This window comes from Rossellomorea orangium (assembly GCF_019334305.1).
Lineage (GTDB): Bacteria > Bacillota > Bacilli > Bacillales > Bacillaceae_B > Rossellomorea.
Genome location: NZ_JAHWGH010000014.1, coordinates 145,783 through 165,253 on the forward strand (window position 1 = coordinate 145,783; position 19,471 = coordinate 165,253).

Consider the following 19,471-nt stretch of genomic DNA (forward strand, 5'->3'; position numbering starts at 1 on the left):
AGAAGTACTAGTTCCAAAGAATGAGTATTTATCATTTGAGACAATATATTTTTCAGACAATTGTTACTATTGAGTGATATACGTTTTCCTTTTCCTTTTGTATACTTTAATCGAAACGTTTCACTAAATTGAAAGGACGTGAAGGATATTGAAAAAAATAATGTCACTGCTTCTCCTCATTGCTCTGGTTGTCAGTTCCGCCCTTCCAGCGGCCGCTTCAGCCAAGTATCAAACCAAAGGAAAAGAGATCGCTTTATCCAAACAATTGAAAGCGATTTCAAAAAATACCTACCGATACTTCGAAGATTTCACCGATAAACAAACCGGCCTTACGTACGATGCGGTACGAATGGAGAATGGGGAAATCACTTCCCAGCAATTCACTTCACCAACCAACATTTCGATGTATATGATGAGTACTATTTCAGCAGCTGAAGTGGGCATCATTTCAAGAGAAACAGCTGTCAAGAATATTAATAAAACGTTGACATCCTTAGAGGGCATGGAGAAATGGAACGGACTATTTTACAACTGGTATTATACGGAGGATGCGTCCCTCATGACGGATTGGGGACAATTCATTTCTACCGTCGACAATGGATGGCTATCTGCCGGATTGATTGTAGTCGGTCAGGCTTATCCTGAACTCTATGACCGGACCCATGCTCTTGTTGAAGAGATGGATTATTCGACCCTGTACACTCCTGAAGTAGGACAAATGAGGGGCGGATATGATGTAGCGGCCGGAAGCTATACCGCTCACCATTATGGTGCTTTCTATACAGAACCAAGGGTGGCGAGCTATATCGCCATCGGGAAAGAAGATGTGCCGAGAGAGCATTGGTGGAGAATGTTCCGCACCATGCCTGAAAGCTGGGATTGGCAGGCACAGATTCCTGAAGGTCACACTGAAACGTATGATGGTGTAGATGTCTTCGAAGGACATTACAGCTACAAGGGCACCAAGTATGTGCCGAGCTGGGGTGGAAGCATGTTCGAAGCTTTGATGCCACAGCTTGTACTGAAGGAAAAGGAACTCGGAAAAAATGCACTCGGATTGAATAATAAGCGTCATGTCGATATTCAGATTCAATATGCCAAAGAGCAGGGCTATGCTGCTTGGGGCATGTCACCAGCTGCGACACCGGATAATTACTCTGAATTCGCCGCTACACCACTTGGGATGGATGGCTATAAGTCAGATGGTACGGTCACTCCACATGCCACTTTCCTGGCACTGGAGTACGCCCCGATGGAAGCATTTAAAAACATTCAGGCGTTGAAACGTTTCGATATGTACGGCAAATACGGATTCCTTGATTCCGTTAACGTAGAAACGGGAGAAGTGACCAATGCCTATCTTGCGTTAGATCAAGGGATGACAATGATCTCAATCGTCAACTACTTAAAGGATGGAGTCATCAGGGATTACTTCCACAAAGATTCTATAGGAAAATCACCAGAGGATCTGTTGATAAAAGAAACATTTTCTATAAAATAGGTCCTGTAAAACACTGTAAGTCCAAGCGATATTGCTTGGACTTTTTACTTTATCCAAATCACAAACAGTTCCAACGATTACTTCGCCTTCAATCAGGGAATATCTAAAGTAAAAAAGGAGTATAGTATCATGCCAGAGGGTCCCGAAATCAGAAGAGCAGCCGATAACATTGAGCGTGCTCTTAGAAATAAAACTGTACAGGATATCTATTTTGCCTTTCCTCATTTGGAAGGGTACGAAGACCTGTTAAGGGGAGCCATCGTGACACGTGTCGATACGAAGGGCAAAGCCATGCTCATTAAATTTGATAATGGTTTCACCATTTACTCCCACAATCAACTCTATGGAAAATGGTATATCCGTAACCTTTACAACTATCCAAAAACCAACCGACAGCTCCGCCTCGCACTTCACAACGAGAAGAAATCGGCTCTTCTCTACAGTGCATCGGATATTGAAGTCCTACGGGATGAAGAAGTGCCGGAACATCCCTTCATTTCTAAGGTGGGCCCTGATCTATTAAGCGAAAAGGTAACAGTCGATGATCTGTTCGAGCGTATGAAGGACAAGAGATTTCGAAACCGAAAATGGGCAATTCTATTATTGGACCAAGGCTTCGTAGCCGGAATCGGAAATTATTTGAGATCCGAGATCATGTTCACCTCAGGTATCCACCCTTCCCTTCGACCAATCGATTGCCCACCGGATCAGTTGAAGATAGCGGCTGAAAGCATCATCCACTTAGTGAAGCAGTCGTATGAAACGGGCGGGATCACGAATGATCTTGAGCTTGCAAAGAAGTTGAAAGCAGAAGGTGTGAAGCGTTCCCGTTATCGGCACTGGGTATTTAATCGTGAAGAGGCATCATGCTTCATATGCGGAAGTGAAATCGAGAAGACCGTTGCAGCTTCAAGGCGGCTGTATTTCTGTCCGGTATGTCAGGCACTTCCTGACAAAAAAGGTGTCTGACCGTTTGCGGGTCAGACACCTTTTCATTTCATTCTATTCCGTACTGCGATTGATCGCTTCCGTCATGGAGATTCCGTTTAATTTCCTCCGATTCAGCCAAAGGGAGACATAATACGAAGCCATGATGATGACAAAACAGATCAGGACACTCATCCAATCGAGCTGGACGGGGATCGTCACATTCATCTCAGCCGTAATCGAATTCATAAACGATGAGATCGAAAGAAGCGTAACAGGGATCCCGATGAGAAATCCAAGGATAATAAACCACCTATTATATCCGATCATCATTCCCGCAATCGACTTCTCAGGATAACCGATCACCTTCATAAGGGAGATTTTAAATGAATTCTCCTCAATCAATAACGAGATCAAGATGTAGATGATGATAACGGCAATGATCGCTGCGACAAAGGCGATCGCCGCTACCCCATAGTTCAATGGCTTGATCATTTCCTTGAATCCTGAAACAGTCTCCGATAGTTTAGTCGTCGCTACGATATTTTCTTTAGGCATTGTGAGTTCCTTATTAGAATATATCTCCGTATAGCTTCCAGCAGGGTACCCGTTTAATTGGTTGTATTCCTTGAGGGGCATATAGACCATATTTCCAAGATATGATACTGCGATACGATCAACGGTCACTTCAAAGGAGCGGCCGGACAATTCATTCGTCACTTCAATGGTATCCCCTTCTTCAATCCCTATCTTATCGGATAAGGATTGGTTTATGATCACTGAAGTGAATGTCAATTTATTCCCCTTTGAGTCCTTTAATTGGATAGCCGTATTTTCTGCTTTCAAACCTGTAATCGTAGCCATCTCCTCACCCGTTTTCCCTTCGATGGTAAAAGGAGCCGTCGATCCGACCTGCCCCGATTCAGGTGGATCGGTCTCGGGAGCTTTTAGCAAATAACTATATTCATAGTTATACACCTGTTGAAAATGATCACTCACCAGATATTCCATGGAGTTTTTCGTGACAAAGCCAAACAATAATAATACAGTGGCAAACACCACTCCAGTGAGCAGAAACAGAACTCTGGGGACGTTTCTTACGATTTCCCTGATCACGAATTTCCGCTTGAACGTGATCTTCTTTAATTTAAACAATCGTTCCAGCCTGCTTACTTTCACCTTAAGTTCCCCGCCCTTTATTAAACTAACAGGAGGGATTTTCAATACACGCTGCACCAAGTAGTACGTCAATGGGATGAAGAGGACCAGTGGCAGCAGCAGGCTCGTGAGCAAGTACGCCCCATGTGGGTCCACTTCTAATACCGGTAAATTATAATATGCAGCAAACGTTGATAATAATGGGTGCAGTAATGTCCATCCAAGAACGGTACCTGCGAAGCTACCTGAGACGGCCAGCAACCCGGCATAGGATAGATAATGACGTATGATCTCTCCTTTTCGAAACCCCAGTGCGTACAAAGTACCGATTTGGACATATTCTTTTTTCATTAATCTCCACAACAATATCAGGATGATGACCATACTGATCAGCAATATGCCGATTGGGAGGAATTCACCCATTTTTTTGACTCCGGCAATGTCTCCTTTAATGAACGATATCCGATTGTTTTCCTTTTTGTCCGTCCATTTGATGATCTGAGTGATTTGATTCAGCTGTTTCTTCAGTTCATCTCGTGACTCACCTGAAAATCGAACGCTATAGTATACCTGTTGCGTATCCCACTTTTCTAAGACATCCTGGTTCACGACCGCAACCCCGAATGCATCAGGATTCTTTAGGAATCCCGATTCGTCTTTTAGTGGATAAATATAATCCGGTATGGCCATGAATCCAGAAACACGAAACGTTCTGCCATACAGCTGAACATCCTCTCCAATGGAAATATCATGTGCTCCGGCAAACCCTTTATCCACCATAATATCTTGATCTGAACTCAGCCTTTCACCCTCCACGATGGAATAGAGATTGACGTCCTGAGTGGCATCCAAAACCCGGAGTGTCGCATCGCTCCCGTAAGGAACATCCGATAGATATCGTTCCTCCAATTCCGTGCCGGTCGCACTCTCAATCCCCTCTACATCCTTCAATGGTTCCTGTGTAACGAATTGGGCATCCTCCACCTTATTCTCACTATAAAAAATGTTCAGATTGTCGATGAGATTCGCTCCCGCTGCCGTGAACGAGTAAAACACGGTGGAACTGATCACGATGAGTAACCAGGCAGAAAAAAACTGTGCCTTCTTTTCCATTATGGTCCGCAAAAGTTTTTTTCGCAGGGGCATCACCACTCAACCCCTTCTGCAGAGGTTTGATGTTTGTTGACCTGGTCAGATTCAATCTTTCCATCTTTTAACGTAATGACACGGTTCGCCATGCTTTGAATCGCCTGATTATGGGTAATGATGAGGACAGTCGTATCAAATTCTTCGTTCACTTTCTCAATCAATTGCAGAATTTCTTTCGAAGTGGCGGAGTCCAGTGCGCCGGTAGGCTCATCGCACAGCAATAGTTTCGGAGCCTTCACAACAGCACGGGCGATGGAGACACGCTGTTGCTGCCCACCGCTTAATTCACGGGGGAAGCGGTCTTCCATACCCGATAAACCTACAGCATCGATCACCTCTGAAATAGATAATGCATTGGGGCTGATGCTTGCCGTCAATTCAATGTTTTCGTAGACTGTGAGATTTGGGATCAAATTATACATTTGAAAGACAAATCCAACTTCCTCCCGGCGATAATCCACAAGCTTCCGGTCATTCAATTGAGTGATATCATGGTCATTGACGATGATACTTCCGGAATCAACGACATCTATCCCACCGATCGCATTTAATAGCGTTGATTTCCCGGAACCCGATGGACCAAGAATAACGACAATTTCTCCTCTCTCCACTTTCACCTGTATATCCGTGAGGGCTTGAAATGTCGTTTGGCCACTCTCATAGGATTTATGAACTCCTTCTATACGCAAGATGCTCATGTTCATTCCTTCTTTCCAGTTTTCATTTTCCCCTCAAACAGAAATCGTATATGCCTCGATAGCTGATCCTTGTATGCTTTGTGGCTCATATCCTCGTTATACATATAGAACATCGTATCGGACATGGCTGCACTATAGATGGCATAGGCGGCTTCCTGTGGATCAACGCTGACAAGAAATCTGTCTGAATGGCTTTCGATCATATACATGACCCACTTCATCATTTCTTCATCAATGCCGAATAAGCCCTGCCTCAGCCGGATGCTCTCCTCCACCTCTGCGGTCATCACGTGAAACAGTTCACGCCAAAATGGTTTCGGGTAATGCTGAAAAAACTCCGCAAAACCATGCATGGCCCCAACCACACTTCCTACGAGATCTCCATCTTTTTTTACAGAAAACGGGTCTTGAAGTGCGCTTTTCATCTCCTCCGCTTCTTCAGTAAAGATCCGGAGCAGTAAGGCTCCCTTAGAGGGGAAATAATTATAGATGGTACCGGTCCCAACCCCTGCATCCTTCGCAATTTCAGCCATGGAAGCCGATTCAAATCCCTTCTCGGAGAAGATGTTCTTCGCTGATTCCATGATGTTCAGCTGTGTTTGCCGTTTCTTATCTTCACGTAATCCTGCCATATCGCTTACTCCTCTGCTTGCAAAAATATGAATGCGTTCATTTATGAATACATTCATATTTTAACTGGAAAATAATTGATTGTCAAATGAGGTTTGCCCACAAAAAAGCCCATTTCAGTCAATGAAATGGGCTTACACGTATTACATACCATATTCCTTTCGATACTCATCATGCTTCGGCTGGAACAGATCCTCTTCAGATGGCCGAACGTCGGAAAAATGATCCACATTATAATGGCCTCTGAGGGCACCATTATGATGGGCAATGATTTGTTCCGCTTTTAACACCTGCGAGTCCTTGGTGGAGTGACCGTCAGCCACCAGTGTAACGTCAAAGCCGCTGACGGTGGCATACCTGACCGCTGTGTCGATGCAGTACTCGGTCTGACAACCTGCAATCACGACATGCTTCACCTCTTTATCTTTTAAAAATGAGAGTAACGGCGTCCCGTAAAACGAGTTGGTGGCAAGCTTATCAAAAACCTCTGCATGATCCGGAATCACAAGGTCCCGGTGCACTTGGAACCCTTCACCGGTACCGCCTGCGACATCTTTATCCCTGATGAAGACAATGTGGGCATCCGCTTCCTTCGCTTTTTCAATCACTCCGTTGATCGTTTCTATCAGCCTCTCCTTTTGAAAGACCGCCTGTTCCTTTTCATTTCCTTCCACTAATTCCTGCTGAACATCAATAACAAGTAATGCCTGCTTCACGTTGAAAAACCCCTTTACGATTTTAGTCCTCTGTCATCTGGTCGTCGATCCTTCATCTTTTTCATCATGAACCGCCCCCTTTTAAGTACTACTTCCTTATAGTTCGTCTTAGCACATATACAATCCTTTATCCCCCGCTGAAAAACCACAAAAAAACCCGGAGCCATAAAGACTCCGGATTTCAGTTAAAATTCACGGAAGTAATAAGATCTTCCCCAGTTTTCCTGAATGTTTAAAATACGTTTGTGCTTCCCCTGCTTTTTCCAGGGGAAATGTCCGATCGATGACCGGCTTGATCTTGCCTTCAGAAATCGCTTCAAGCATCTGTTTGAACTCTTCTCTCGTGCCAAGGACCGAGCCATAAAACGTGATGTGCTTCAAATAGAGGGTCCTGAAGTCGAGTTCGGTTTTCTGACCACCGGCAGACCCCGATATGCAGAACTTACCGCCTTTTTTCAAAACTTCGAGGGACGTTGAAAACAGCGCATCTCCGACAACATCCAAGACGGAGTCTACCGGACCACCATTCACTTCAAGAATCTCTTCGGCAAGGTTTGGTGACTTATAGGACAGTACATGGTTGGCGCCAAGTTCTTTCATTTTATCTTCTAACTCCAGATCCCCAACGATTGCAATGACCTTTGAACCGAATACGTTTGAAGCGATCTGAACATTCAAAGACCCTACACCACCATTGGCGCCCGTAACGACGATCGTTTCGGAGGGTTTCGCCTGAATCTGTTCCACCATATGCCACGCCGTCAATCCGCTGACGGAAAACACAGCACTTTCTTCAAATGTAGACAGAGGCATGTCATAACAGAGTTCAGAGGGCCAGACGACATACTCTGCATATCCTCCGTCATATTCTGAACCAATGAATGACATATCATCTGAGATGTGTTCACTGCCTTCCCCACCGCTTGAAGTAAAAGGGAAAAGAACAATCGCCTTACCCACCATGGTTTCAGGAACATCTTCACCTACTTCAATGATTTCACCAGTGATATCCGATCCGGGGATTCTAGGGAATTGAACTCCCTCGGGACGCCAGCCCGACTTCTCTTCGGTTCCATAAGCCCCTTCTCTCATCCAGATCTCGGTATTGTTGATGGCACATGCCTTTACTTTGACTAGGACCTCCCCCCTTTTTGGGGTTGGACATGGAATATCCACAACTGAGAGCTTGTCGACATCTCCATAACCTGTCACTTGAACTGCCTTCATTGGTCATCATCTTCCTTTATTGTAGTTTCTTAGCTCATCACGTTCCACAATACGTGCGATATGGTCGACCGGATGGGACAGGAAGTGAACAATATTCATCCTGTTCCGGTGAGTAGGCGTACGGATTTTTCAACACTGCAAGGAACCGGTCCATTACGCTGAGATCATCATGATCGACAGCAGCCTGTAAAGCTTCTTCCACCCGGTGATTCCTTGGGATGACCGAGGGATTGCTATTCTTCATCAGCTCAAGTGAATCGTCCCCCGATTCTTCCTGCCTGTCCCTTCTTGTATTCCATCGCATTTTCCATTGGGCAAATTCAGGGTCCTTGAAAAGGGCAGCGTCTTCATGCCCCAAGGTCAAACTGCGAAACGTATTGGTATAGTCTGCTTGATTTTCTTTCAATAGATGCAGTAATTCTTCCGCAAGTGCACGGTCCCCTTCTTCACGATTGAATAATCCAAGCTTGGTTCTCATACCGTTCAGCCAGTGCTCCTCATAAAGCTTCGGAAATTCAAGGACTGCATCCTGCGCAAGCTTCAGGGATTCTTCCTGTTCATCATGAAGGATTGGCAGCAGGCTCTCGGCAAATCGGGCGAGATTCCAGCCGGCGATAGGCGGCTGATTTCCGTATGCATATCTTCCCTCTCGATCAATCGAGCTGAAGACCGTCTTCGGATTGTACGTATCCATGAAGGCACATGGGCCATAATCGATCGTCTCCCCGCTGATTGTCATGTTATCCGTATTCATGACGCCGTGGATGAACCCGGCCATCTGCCATTTAGCAATAAGGGCAGCCTGGCGTTTGATGACTCCCTCCAGCAGATAGAGATAAGGATTCTCCGCATCCAAACCTTCAGGATAATGACGCTCCAAGGCATAATCCGTCAGTGCACGCAAATCCTCCACGTCCCCAAATCTTGAAGCGAACTGGAATGTCCCGACACGGAGATGACTAGCTGCAACCCTTGTCAGAATCGCTCCCCGCTGTTGCGTTTCACGATAGATCGGCTCTCCCGTCGTCACCACCCCTAAACTGCGGGTTGTAGGGATACCAAGGCCATGCATGGCTTCACTGATGATGTGCTCCCGGAGCATGGGACCGAGTCCTGCGCGACCGTCACCACCACGGGAATAGGGGGTGCTCCCCCCACCCTTCAACTGGATATCGAACCGCCCACCACTCGGCGTAATCTGTTCACCAATCAAGACCGCACGCCCGTCCCCCAGCATGTTAAAGTGACCAAATTGATGCCCGGCGTAGGCTTGGGCAAGGGGGTCCGCACCCGTTGGGATATCATTGCCTGATAAAACACCGGCTTCAAGCTTCGTTGCATCCAACCCTAACGATTCCGCCACCTCCTCGTTCAACACCAATAGCTCAGGTGAACGCACAGGAGTCGGATCCTGACGGGTAAATAATGCCCCTGGAAGACTGGTAAAACTGTTTTCGAGATTCCAACCTGCTTCATTTTCCATCGTGTCATCTCCTCCTATTCGTAAATAAAACAGAAAATCATAGACCTTCTATGATTTTCTGTGAAGCTCTCTTTTCTCTCCTCCATTATACTGCTACTATCCTTTAATGTCCTTTATGACCCTTGTGGAAAACGCCCCAATAAGACAGATAGATCACAAGGATCAACCCTAATGATATGAACAATCCGATTCGTTGATTAGCATGGACCATAGCTCCTGAAATCGCAAGAAGAATCAGACCGATGCCAATATATGATGTAAAAGGATAGCCGAACATCTTGAATTTCCCATTCGAAGCATCATAGGAAGGATGAAGCTTTATATGGGACACAAGGATAATCACCCAGTTCAGGATCAGCATGACCCCTGCCGCTGTGGTGATATATTCATACACTTCATTGGGCAAGAGGAATGAAAACAGAATCGATACGCCAAGTCCGATCGCTGTGATCATCAGGGATTTCACCGCCACTCCCCGATCATTTTTTTCAGCAAATCCTTTCGGTGCATCCCCATCTACAGCAAGGGATATCATCACATTCGTGATTGAAAAAAGCGCCCCCACCATCGTCGAGAAGGCTGCACTGATGATGATGATATTGAAAATCGAATCGAGGAACGGGATATGATAAGCCGAAAGTGCCGTTACAAAAGGACTTTCCGTTTCGTTGATCTTCGTCCAGGACACCATGCTCATGACAAAAAACAACGAAAGTACATAGACCGTCACAAGTGAAAAGAGTGTCCCCTTCCCTGCCTTCGGGACGTCATTTTTCTCCCTCAATTCATTGGACGCAATCCCGAGGACCGCAATCCCCCCAAAGGAGAAGAATACAAATATCAACGCAGCCCACGTGCCTTTAATCCCCTCGGGCATAAAAGGAGAGATGCCTGCGTTCTTAGCGGAAGCAAGCTCGGATGGCGAAATGATATGTAATAATAGCAGGGCACCGAACACAATAAAAATCAGCAACGTGGATAATTTAATCACAGCAAAAACCGATTCGATTCTCCCAAAGTTACTTGCACCCAAGAGGTTGATACCAAATCCAAGGACGGCATACATAATGGAAAAAATCCATAACGGAATGTGCGGAAACCAAAATTGAGTAAACGTCGATAATGCCACGATTTCACTGGACATGATCAGGATGCCGGAAATCCAGTACATCCATCCCGATACAAACCCGAAGGAATGACCGAATGCTTTCTTTGCATAGATACGAAATGTCCCTTTTTGTGGATCATTTGTAATCATTTCCGCCAGGGCACTGAACACAAAATAAGCCGTTACACCGGCGATGACATAATCGATCAGGATGGAAGGTCCGGCTGTCTTGATTGATAATCCCGTTCCAAGGAAGAATCCGGCCCCGATGACCGACCCGATGCCGATCAGGGAAAGCTGCCACCAGCTTAACTTGGTCCCCTCCCGTCTCTTACGCTTTTTGTGTTGATGATGAGCAACGGTCTGGGTCAATAAATGCTCGTCTTTCATTCGATCACCCCTTCATATGATTCACATACTCATAGGGTTTTCATTGACTCGAATAACTATGCAATCAGCCACCTCCCAGTTAATTAACATTATTGTAAAAATTAAAATTATTTTGAAATTTTTGTAACACAAAGTTATACTAAATCTAAAAGAGGTTGGGGGTGTTTCTACTGAGAAAACTTCATTTTATCGGTCTTCCCATGCAATTTGTGCTCACATGCATCGGGTTATTCCTTTTCAGCGGAGCAGGTTCATTGCTCGATTACGATGATGAATTAGTGATCATGCTGGGAAAATATCTTCAAACCCTGCAGAATATGGGTCTTGAACTACTGGATCCCGGCTCCATCATCATCAGGATAGGCGATCCCATGGACTTCAAAAGCTATCCGATTTATCCGATATTCTTTCAACTGTTTGGTTATTCATTTTCTCTCTTGCTACTTTCCTTCTTCCTTGCTGCCATCGCGTCTTCTCTGTTGAGCTACTTGTTTATGTTTCTGCCAAGGAAAGTCTATCGCATATGCTTTCGACTACTGGATTCCCTGGACTCACTGCCGGATGTCATGATCATCGTTTTCATTCAGCTGTTCATTGTCTGGTTTTTCAAGAAGACCGATATTTTGTTATTCGACATTTATACCCTTGGCGATGAAAAGATCTATCTGCTCCCCATTGTTTGTCTTGCGATCATGCCGATTGCTTTTTTAACAAAGAATTTCTTGTTTCAGCTTAGGGAAGAGGAAGAGAAACCATATGTAGAGTATTCTTATTCTAAAGGATTTTCAAAAGCTTATACGATATGGGTTCATCTGTTCCGAAATGTATGGGTCCATTTCTATTATCATATCAAGCCAATCTTCCTGCTGATGCTTTCGAATCTGTTGATCATTGAAATCCTTTTTAATATCAACGGATTTATGAATGTACTTCTGGATATGTCGATCAATACTCCCATTGCGTTCTTCATCGGGATGATGATGATTTACATACCGTTTTTCGTCGTGTTTACATTAGGATCGGTCATTCTGAAGAAATGGCTGTCCGGAGAGGAGGTCGGTTCATGAGGGTCTTGAGATCAATCAGATTTTGGCTGCCACTGGGCTTTCTGCTTGTCATGCTTTCATCAAGCTTCATCATACCTTACCTTTTCCCGGATCTCCTTGAGCCCGGTCCCGCGTATTTAAAGGATGATTCCGGCAGGGTTTACGCGGATCCTCCTTATACAATGGAGCAAATGTCTCCTCTTGGCAGTGATAAACTTGGGAGGAATTTATTTTATTTACTTCTCGCAGGAGCGAAATATACACTCTTATCGGCAATCGTCATTGCGCTTCTCCGCATGGTCGGCGGCTTTCTGTTCGGGATACTCTACGCGTTTCTTCCAAATTGGGTGAGACAGATCATCAAGGGAGTCGGGGATACATTCAATTTCATCCCCCTAGCCATCATTGCCTTCGTTCTCCTCACTCCCCTTCAGCTTGCATTTGAAGCAGGAGCGATGTATTCGTTTCAATTTTTGATCATTGAGGTCATAGTAATTGCCATCATTGTCATCCCATCACTCGGAATGTATCTGGGAGAGGAAATGAAGGAATATTTGAAGAATGATTTTATTTCTGTCTCCAGGCAAATCGGGGCAACCAGGTTCCATATCATCAAACGGCACCTGCGCCCTCAATTCAGCCGCCATGCCCTGGTCATGTTTTCTGAACAGGTATCCCAGACTTTATACTTACTCATTCAACTCGGGGTTCTTCACATCTGCCTCGGCGGACTGAAAACAGTGGAATTCGGGATCATGGAGCATGTACCAGAATACTTCTCTTTTACGAATGAATGGGCGGCGACGATGAGCATCAATATTCAGATGGTCTTTCTTCATACATGGCTCGTGCTGACACCTCTAGCCTTTTTCGCCGTTTCAATCTTTTGCATCAATGAAATCACCAGGTTTTTGAAGGAAGTTCTGTTGGAAGATACAATCCCTGTCAGTGAGGGACGGACCTCTCCTGACAAGCCGGCACCTCCTTCTAGGCTGGAAGATCCATTTACGTTCACGAACCACTCAAAGGAGGGGTTCCATTGAGAAATCGGCTGATGTTCATTTTGTCTGTATGTCTTATCTTACTGACCGGTTGCCGTGTTGAAATGGCAATCGAACTCCCTCAAAAATCGGCTACTCCTTCAGGGGTCAGGATTGACTTATCTGGTAACGTCCTTCTGCAAGGGGATGAACTTATCGTTGAAGGAAAATCCAACCTGCCAGAAGATAGTATCATGTTTGCCGGGCTCAAGGATTACGGGGAATTCGAGCCCTACGCAAGGGTGATCAACTGGCAGGGGGAAGAAAGTGAAGAATACGTCACTGAAAGTACAGGGGTAGTGGACGAAAAAGGCAACTTTACGATCAAACTGAATCGGATCAATCCGGACTCCCGCTACAAGCTCGAAGTCCTTTTCAACCCCGCCATCCAAAAATCAAAAATCCAGGAAATCTATGGTTTTTGGGGCGAGGACATCGCATTCAACATCGGATACCTTGACTTTGAACACAACGAAAACACCGTATCTGGAATGATCCTCATCGCCCCGATCGTCAGCATCTCAGACCCAAACGGAGACGGTGCCAAGTGGAACCTCACCAACATCCCCAAAAAATCAAGGCCATTAAAATAACTTGAGGGACGGACCTCTAAACTGGACTAAAAATTTATATTGGAGTGTGAATTTGAGGTCCGTCCCTCAAAAAAATCCCTGCCCATTCATGATGGGCAGGGATTTTCATATGGGTATGAAACCGGTTCAGTCCTTGTTATGCATTTAATGTCAATGTCGCTACGCATTCTACGTGAACGGTATGAGGGAACAGGTCGACAGGTTGAACGGCATCAAGTGTGTACCCGAATGGTTCGAGCTCCTTGATATCCGTCGCGAATGTATCCGGGTTACATGAAACGTACACAATGCGCTCCGGTTTCGCACGCCCGATCCGTCTCATCACTTTCCCGCCGGCGCCGGAACGCGGAGGATCCAGCATCAACAGCTGGGGATGACCGAAGCTCTCGAGCATCTGATCGATTCCTTTACGTGCATCCTTTGCAAGGAACGTAGTATTCGAAATTCCATTGTCATCTGCATTACGCTTTGCCGACTCGATGGAGCTTTCGACAATTTCAATACCGGCCAGCTCTCCAACACGGCTAGCAAACGGAAGCGAGAACGTCCCTACTCCACAGAAAAGATCGATCATTTTTTCCGTCTCCTTAGGCTGTCCCATTTCAATCGCCAAATCTACAAGTTTCTGTGCCTGAGTCGGATTCGTCTGGAAGAACGTATCAAACCAAAGGCGGAAACGATAGCCGTCCATTTCGTCATAAATGAAGTCACGGCCGGAAAGCAGATGAATTTCTTCTGCCTGTGTACGGTCTGCCCATGCCGTGTTCTCAAGCCATAAGAGACTCTTAACGTGCGGAAATTTCTCGCTGACACGGTTCACTAGATCATCGACAGCTTTTGGATGGGCATCAGGTGCCTCGGTTGCGAACAGGGCAAGCATCAATTCACCCGTCGCAAATGACTGACGGACCATTAAATGGCGCAATAACCCTTCATGCTTATCTTTGTTATATCCCACTAAGGCATGATTCTTGGCCCAATCAGCGACTTCCATGGTGGCTTCGACCATCTCTTCACTTGCGATCAGACACGTTTCAAGAGAGATGATTTTACGGAAGTTCCCCTGTTCATGCAAACCAAGCTCTCCTACAGGTGAAAACGTAAACTCCATCTTATTCCGGTAACGCCACGGGTTGTCCATCCCCATTGTGTCACGGACGAGTTCAGGATCAAATCCCTGCCCTATCAACGCTTCTTTCACATGATCGGTCTTGTGCTTCAATTGACCTTCGTAATCCCAATGCTGCCACACACATCCTCCGCATCGCTCAAAATGCGGGCAGGGCGGGGCAACACGTTCAGGGTTCTCCTCCAGGATTTCATCAGCCATCGCCTTCCGCCTTCTGCGGTCCGGCTGGTCGACTGTCACTTTCACCTTTTCCCCGATCAGGGTCTGAGGGATCGTAAGTCTCAGTTTCTTCGGATTCCCAAGCTCATTTTCACGCCAAATGACAGCCTGTCCCGATCCTTTTTGATCTAATTCTTCTATAGTAGCAACCATTGTTTCTGGTTTGATATTCGACACTATCTACGTCCTCCTTCAAAATGCTCTCTAACTCTATACTTTATTAAAAATGAAGGCGGAATGCAACAAGGATCTAGGGATTGAGACGCAACAAAGAAGCCTTGATATCAAGGCTCCTTTCGTGATTAGTCCTGTAAACGGGCCAGTGGGCCTGTGCTTTAATAGGCCTTGTATCGACCATAATCTCCAGTGATATACGCTCTTTTGCCATTATAAACAACTTCCCAATATCCTGAGCTGCTGTTTCTGCCACTTACAGATCCGGTGACAGGAATGGTCCTTCCTTTTCTGATAGTCCCGAGATTTTGAGATGCGAGACGATCCGGTCGATCTTGTACGATGGCAGCATTCGCCACCCCTATGATCGTAATTTCACCGATGGCAATCGGACCTCCTGATACAGGTGGAGGTGATGCAGATCCACCCGATGGTTGTCCACTTCCTTCCACTTTCACAAATTGTGGAGAGGCCGTGACGTAGTAAACATATCCTCTGGAGTTCTTGACCTCATACATCTCTGCTCCCTCTACTTTTAACTTCCTGACAATCGTTGGAAACCCATAACCAAATTTCAAGGTCCCTGCCCGGTACCTATCATCGAATGTCGGGCGGCTGTAAAAATCGAGACCATCATTTCCTTTATAGATGCTCTCGACACGCTTGCCCGCAACACTATCACCGCTTGTCCCACCTGAAACCGGCGGCGTTCCCACCTGTCCTCCACTCCCTGCGGCTATATATGGTACTCCGAAGAAATCACAGATCCCCAGGGCCTGCTCCCTTGCCGTCTCACGTTGAAAATCCTCATTGATCATGAGTAAGGCTTCTCTCTCATTATCCATGAAACCATTCTCCACGAGTACGGCAGGTCCATTGAACTCCCTTGTCATATGAAGATTTTGTTCAATGATCCCACGGTAAACTTGCTTTGTTCCCTGCTTTAAATACTTCGCGATACTTTCTGCGAGCCGCCTGTCTTGTGCATCATTGAAATAAACATGTAGCGAATGTCCTTCAGCATCCTTTCCGGGACCATCAAACTTTCCATCAAAAGCGTTATAATGATTGGACACCAATGCGTCCGCCCCCAGGGAATTCGCTGCATCCGTCCTTGCCTTCAACGGAGTATCTGCATCTGTCGGTGCCGTGAGAAGGGTCCGGAATCCACACCTTTCCAATTCAAGCTTCAAAAAGTAAGTCACTCTTTCATTGAACTCATTCTCCCTGATCTGTCTTCCAATCGACGGAATATAAGGTGTTCGTTTACCAGCTGTTCCAAGACCATGACCATCATCTAATGCTATTAAATAATCACTAGCTTTTACCATATTTTGTATCCTCCTTCACTAGTAAAATATTCATAGATAAGAGAATTGGTCACGGCAACAGAAGAAAAATGTGCCCGCCATACACGATCATAAAATCGTTAGGCAGACACTCCATCTATTAAATCAGAAATAATAATATTAGTTTACTATTAATAAGGGTGTCCCAATATGGATCCTTTCCCAATTTCGATCTTAAAATGTGGCCACATGCAGGATACCAAGTTCCTTTAATCTCTCTGTATTCTCCTCCACATAACATCCAATATCATCCGGAAAGTGAGAATCCGACGAGGTGGTGAATTTCACCCCTGCTTCAGCAAGCACTTTCAGAAAGCTCTTGCTTGGGCACATTTCCTTAATCGGGTAACGATAAAATAAACCGGCATTCACTTCCGTTGCTGTATTCGTTTCCACTAATGCACGTGCAATCTTCTGGTAATGAGGTAGTAGAGTTTCTTCATCCGGTCTGAAATTGAATACTTTCAAATTATCGAGGTGGGCGACGAAGTCAAACAAGCCGCTGCGGATGGCCTCTTCGACGATTTGAAAGAAGCGTCCATATAAATCTTGCAGATCATATTGTTCAAATCGCCCTTTCGTTTCAGGGTTGTCAAAACCCCATCCATCAATGAAATGAACCGAACCAATCACATAATCCCATTGATGAGTGGATAACAATTCCTTTAGCTGATCATGGCAACCCGGAAAGAAGTCAGCTTCCATCCCAAGCCGTAACTTGATACCATGTTCCGCCCATTTTGTTTTCTGACTTTCAATGAAGTCGACAAAGTCCCCCATGTTTTCGGTCATCACCTGCTTCAACCACTGATGCTGCTTTTTCCCCAAGTCTGACTCACTGATATCCATGTGCTTCTCGAAATAGTCTCTGGTTTCCCTGAAACGATATAAATGATCGACAATACCGACTTCCTTGAGATTTCTCTCTTTGGCTTTCTGTAAGTATAGATCCAGCCATTGGGATGAATATGGACCTTTTTCTAGCCGCTCAATCAGCAGGTTGTGGCTGGCTTGAATCCACTCTCTATGATGGAACCCATCACTAAGCGGTTGAAAGTGCTGCAATGCGCGGCTTGTCCGTTCAAGCCAGCGAAATGAATAGGGACCTTCTTCCAGATGTACGTGATAATCGACAGTCATGGTGTCTCCTCCTTATGGCGAAATCCATTTTTTAAATGTGGTGCGTTTACTCTTCTGCCACTCCCTCGGCATCGGTGCATCGCATACCACATAGTCAAGTTCTGTCATTGAACCGATCCTGCAAAAGGAGGTCCGGTTCAATTTAGAGGAATCAACCAGCAGATAGGTCTCCCTTCCCTGCTTCATGACGGTTTCAGAAACGAGGGATTCTTCCAAATCATAATCGAATATATCTGTGATTGTGACTCCTCCGCAAGACAGAAACACTTTGTCAAATTGAAAATGCCGGAGCATCTGAATGGTCATGGCCCCTGACACGGATTTCTGTTCAGGGTTGCTCATCCCGCCAAGCATGACAAGCTTTCCATCAAAGATCTTTGCTTCAAGATTCTTATTGATGATTTCTGCTGAAGCCAGGGAATTGGTGACAATCGTGAGGCGCTGAAGTCCTGCCAGAGCATAGGCCAGTTGATAGGTTGTGGTGCCGACGTCAAGCATGATCGTATCCCCGTCCTGAATATAGCGGGAAGCAAGTTTCCCGATTGTCCGCTTGGCCTCGAGGTGGACATTCATCTTTTGTCGGAACAATGGCTCCTGCACGGGCGGAACGTATTTCACCGCTCCTCCATGGACGCGGGTGAGGCGATTTTCTTTCTCTAGGATTGCCAGGTCCTTCCGAATGGTTTCAGGTGTCACATCCATTTTTTCTGCTAACTGTGTGACGTATATTTTCTCATCCTCATGAAGGATGTCTTCTATTAATCTGTGCCGGTCAGCTGCAAATGCACTCATGTCAGTGGAATCACATCCTCTTTTTGAATATATAGAATGACTTCACCATCAGGTTTCAGTCCTGTCTCTCTTTGCTGCAGCAAATCGGCAGAAAAAGTCACAGAGTTCGACTCCAACGTATAGCGTACGATGCTTCCCAATACAGCGATGTCTTTCACCACGGCTGTAATGGCAGAAGATTGTCCCGATTCCGTTCTCTGAAACGCTTCAGGACGGATGGCGTACAGACTGTGGTCAGGAAGGGCTGTCGGCCCAAGTAAGGCATCAAGCTCACCTGCATCCAGGACATTATAATGACCGATGAACCTGGCAGCAAATTCCGTAGACGGATTCATATAGATATCATGAGGATGTCCACTTTGAACCATTTCCCCCTTGTTCAATAGTACGATTCGATCACTTACAATCATGGCTTCTTCCTGATCGTGAGTCACAAGGATCATCGTGATGCCGAGTCTTTGCTGAATCGATCGTAAAAGCTGTTGCAGATTTTTTCGAATCTGTGCATCTAATGCACTTAGTGGTTCATCTAACAGAAGAACTTTCGGCTCCACGACGACGCTTCTTGCAAGAGCCACTCTCTGCTGCTGACCGCCGGATAATTCATGTGGAAATGCCTTTTCTTTCCCTGTCAGTCCTACCAGTTCAATGATAGTCATCACTTTGTCATGGATTTCGCTCTTCTCCATTTTCTTCATCTTCAATCCGAAAGCGACATTTTCATACACATTCATATTGGGAAACAGAGCATACGATTGAAACACCATTCCCACTCCTCTGTCCTTCGGCGAGACATTGGTCACATCTCTTCCATCAATCAAAATGGAGCCTTCTTCCGGTGTGACAAGACCTGCAATCATCCTGAGGAGCGTACTTTTCCCGCACCCACTCGGACCCAGGAACGTCACAAGCTCCCCTTTCTCGATTTCAAGGTTCATGTCTTGAATGACCGTCTGGCCTTCAAAGGATTTCTGGATTTGATTCAATGTGATAAAGCTCATG

The 19,471-nt window shown here is 45.6% G+C and carries 17 protein-coding genes; 5 read left to right on the forward strand and 12 right to left on the reverse strand.

Going from position 1 to position 19,471, the window contains the following annotated elements; translation table 11 throughout:
- Positions 1-148 precede the first annotated feature (148 nt).
- Together KYJ26_RS10195 and nei are read left to right on the forward strand one after the other, a co-directional pair.
- Entirely contained in the window at positions 149-1,501 is a 1,353-nt protein-coding gene (locus tag KYJ26_RS10195) for a glucoamylase family protein (protein ID WP_257474965.1), read from the forward strand.
- Positions 1,502-1,630: 129 nt separating this feature from the next.
- Positions 1,631-2,470, forward strand: coding sequence for an endonuclease VIII (gene nei / locus KYJ26_RS10200; RefSeq protein WP_219167162.1), 840 nt, complete (start codon positions 1,631-1,633; stop codon positions 2,468-2,470).
- A 33-nt stretch (positions 2,471-2,503) separates the two neighbouring features.
- On the opposite strand, the gene KYJ26_RS10205 is transcribed toward nei, so the two are convergent.
- From KYJ26_RS10205 to KYJ26_RS10235, 7 genes are all read right to left on the reverse strand, one after another.
- Positions 2,504-4,732, reverse strand: coding sequence for an ABC transporter permease (locus KYJ26_RS10205; RefSeq protein ID WP_219167163.1), 2,229 nt, complete (start codon positions 4,730-4,732; stop codon positions 2,504-2,506).
- Positions 4,732-5,433: an ABC transporter ATP-binding protein gene (locus KYJ26_RS10210; RefSeq protein WP_219167164.1), complete on the reverse strand. Its 702-nt coding sequence runs from the start codon at positions 5,431-5,433 to the stop codon at positions 4,732-4,734. The genes KYJ26_RS10205 and KYJ26_RS10210 overlap by 1 nt, the downstream gene beginning before the upstream one ends.
- A 2-nt stretch (positions 5,434-5,435) precedes the next feature.
- Complete coding sequence (locus KYJ26_RS10215) at positions 5,436-6,065, reverse strand: TetR/AcrR family transcriptional regulator (RefSeq protein WP_219167165.1); 630 nt, start codon at positions 6,063-6,065, stop codon at positions 5,436-5,438.
- A gap of 141 nt (positions 6,066-6,206) precedes the next feature.
- The gene (locus KYJ26_RS10220; RefSeq protein WP_219167166.1) at positions 6,207-6,779 is read right to left on the reverse strand and encodes a cysteine hydrolase family protein; all 573 of its coding nucleotides are present in this window, start codon (positions 6,777-6,779) and stop codon (positions 6,207-6,209) included.
- 192 nt (positions 6,780-6,971) lie between these two features.
- Positions 6,972-8,006, reverse strand: a complete 1,035-nt coding sequence (locus tag KYJ26_RS10225) for a zinc-binding dehydrogenase (protein ID WP_219167167.1) — start codon at positions 8,004-8,006, stop codon at positions 6,972-6,974.
- Positions 8,007-8,043: 37 nt separating this feature from the next.
- Positions 8,044-9,489, reverse strand: coding sequence for a protein adenylyltransferase SelO (locus KYJ26_RS10230; protein ID WP_219167168.1), 1,446 nt, complete (start codon positions 9,487-9,489; stop codon positions 8,044-8,046).
- Positions 9,490-9,592: 103 nt separating this feature from the next.
- Positions 9,593-10,987, reverse strand: coding sequence for an amino acid permease (locus tag KYJ26_RS10235; protein ID WP_219167169.1), 1,395 nt, complete (start codon positions 10,985-10,987; stop codon positions 9,593-9,595).
- 161 nt (positions 10,988-11,148) lie between these two features.
- On the opposite strand from KYJ26_RS10235, the gene KYJ26_RS10240 reads away from it, so the two are divergent.
- Genes KYJ26_RS10240 through KYJ26_RS10250 form a run of 3 tightly spaced genes read left to right on the forward strand, consistent with a single transcriptional unit; the run spans position 11,149 to position 13,666 of the window.
- A complete protein-coding gene (locus KYJ26_RS10240) occupies positions 11,149-12,054 on the forward strand; it encodes an ABC transporter permease subunit (RefSeq protein WP_219167170.1) in 906 nt (301 codons plus the stop codon).
- Entirely contained in the window at positions 12,051-13,076 is a 1,026-nt protein-coding gene (locus KYJ26_RS10245) for an ABC transporter permease subunit (RefSeq protein WP_219167171.1), read from the forward strand. The genes KYJ26_RS10240 and KYJ26_RS10245 overlap by 4 nt, the downstream gene beginning before the upstream one ends.
- Entirely contained in the window at positions 13,073-13,666 is a 594-nt protein-coding gene (locus tag KYJ26_RS10250) for a hypothetical protein (protein ID WP_219167172.1), read from the forward strand. Before KYJ26_RS10245 ends, KYJ26_RS10250 begins: the two co-directional genes overlap by 4 nt.
- Positions 13,667-13,802: 136 nt before the next feature.
- On the opposite strand, the gene rlmD is transcribed toward KYJ26_RS10250, so the two are convergent.
- The 5 genes from rlmD to KYJ26_RS10275 form a co-directional block, all read right to left on the reverse strand.
- Entirely contained in the window at positions 13,803-15,167 is a 1,365-nt protein-coding gene (gene rlmD, locus KYJ26_RS10255) for a 23S rRNA (uracil(1939)-C(5))-methyltransferase RlmD (RefSeq protein WP_257475006.1), read from the reverse strand.
- Between the two features lie 182 nt (positions 15,168-15,349).
- A complete protein-coding gene (locus tag KYJ26_RS10260) occupies positions 15,350-16,519 on the reverse strand; it encodes an N-acetylmuramoyl-L-alanine amidase family protein (protein WP_219167174.1) in 1,170 nt (389 codons plus the stop codon).
- 192 nt (positions 16,520-16,711) lie between these two features.
- On the reverse strand, positions 16,712-17,677 hold the full coding sequence (locus KYJ26_RS10265) for a histidinol phosphate phosphatase domain-containing protein (RefSeq protein ID WP_219167175.1): 966 nt from the start codon (positions 17,675-17,677) through the stop codon (positions 16,712-16,714).
- 12 nt (positions 17,678-17,689) lie between these two features.
- Positions 17,690-18,469 (reverse strand): DeoR/GlpR family DNA-binding transcription regulator, encoded by a 780-nt coding sequence (locus KYJ26_RS10270; RefSeq protein ID WP_219167176.1) that lies wholly within the window; start codon positions 18,467-18,469, stop codon positions 17,690-17,692.
- Positions 18,466-19,470 (reverse strand): ABC transporter ATP-binding protein, encoded by a 1,005-nt coding sequence (locus tag KYJ26_RS10275; RefSeq protein WP_219167177.1) that lies wholly within the window; start codon positions 19,468-19,470, stop codon positions 18,466-18,468. The genes KYJ26_RS10270 and KYJ26_RS10275 overlap by 4 nt, the downstream gene beginning before the upstream one ends.
- Position 19,471: the final 1 nt, after the last annotated feature.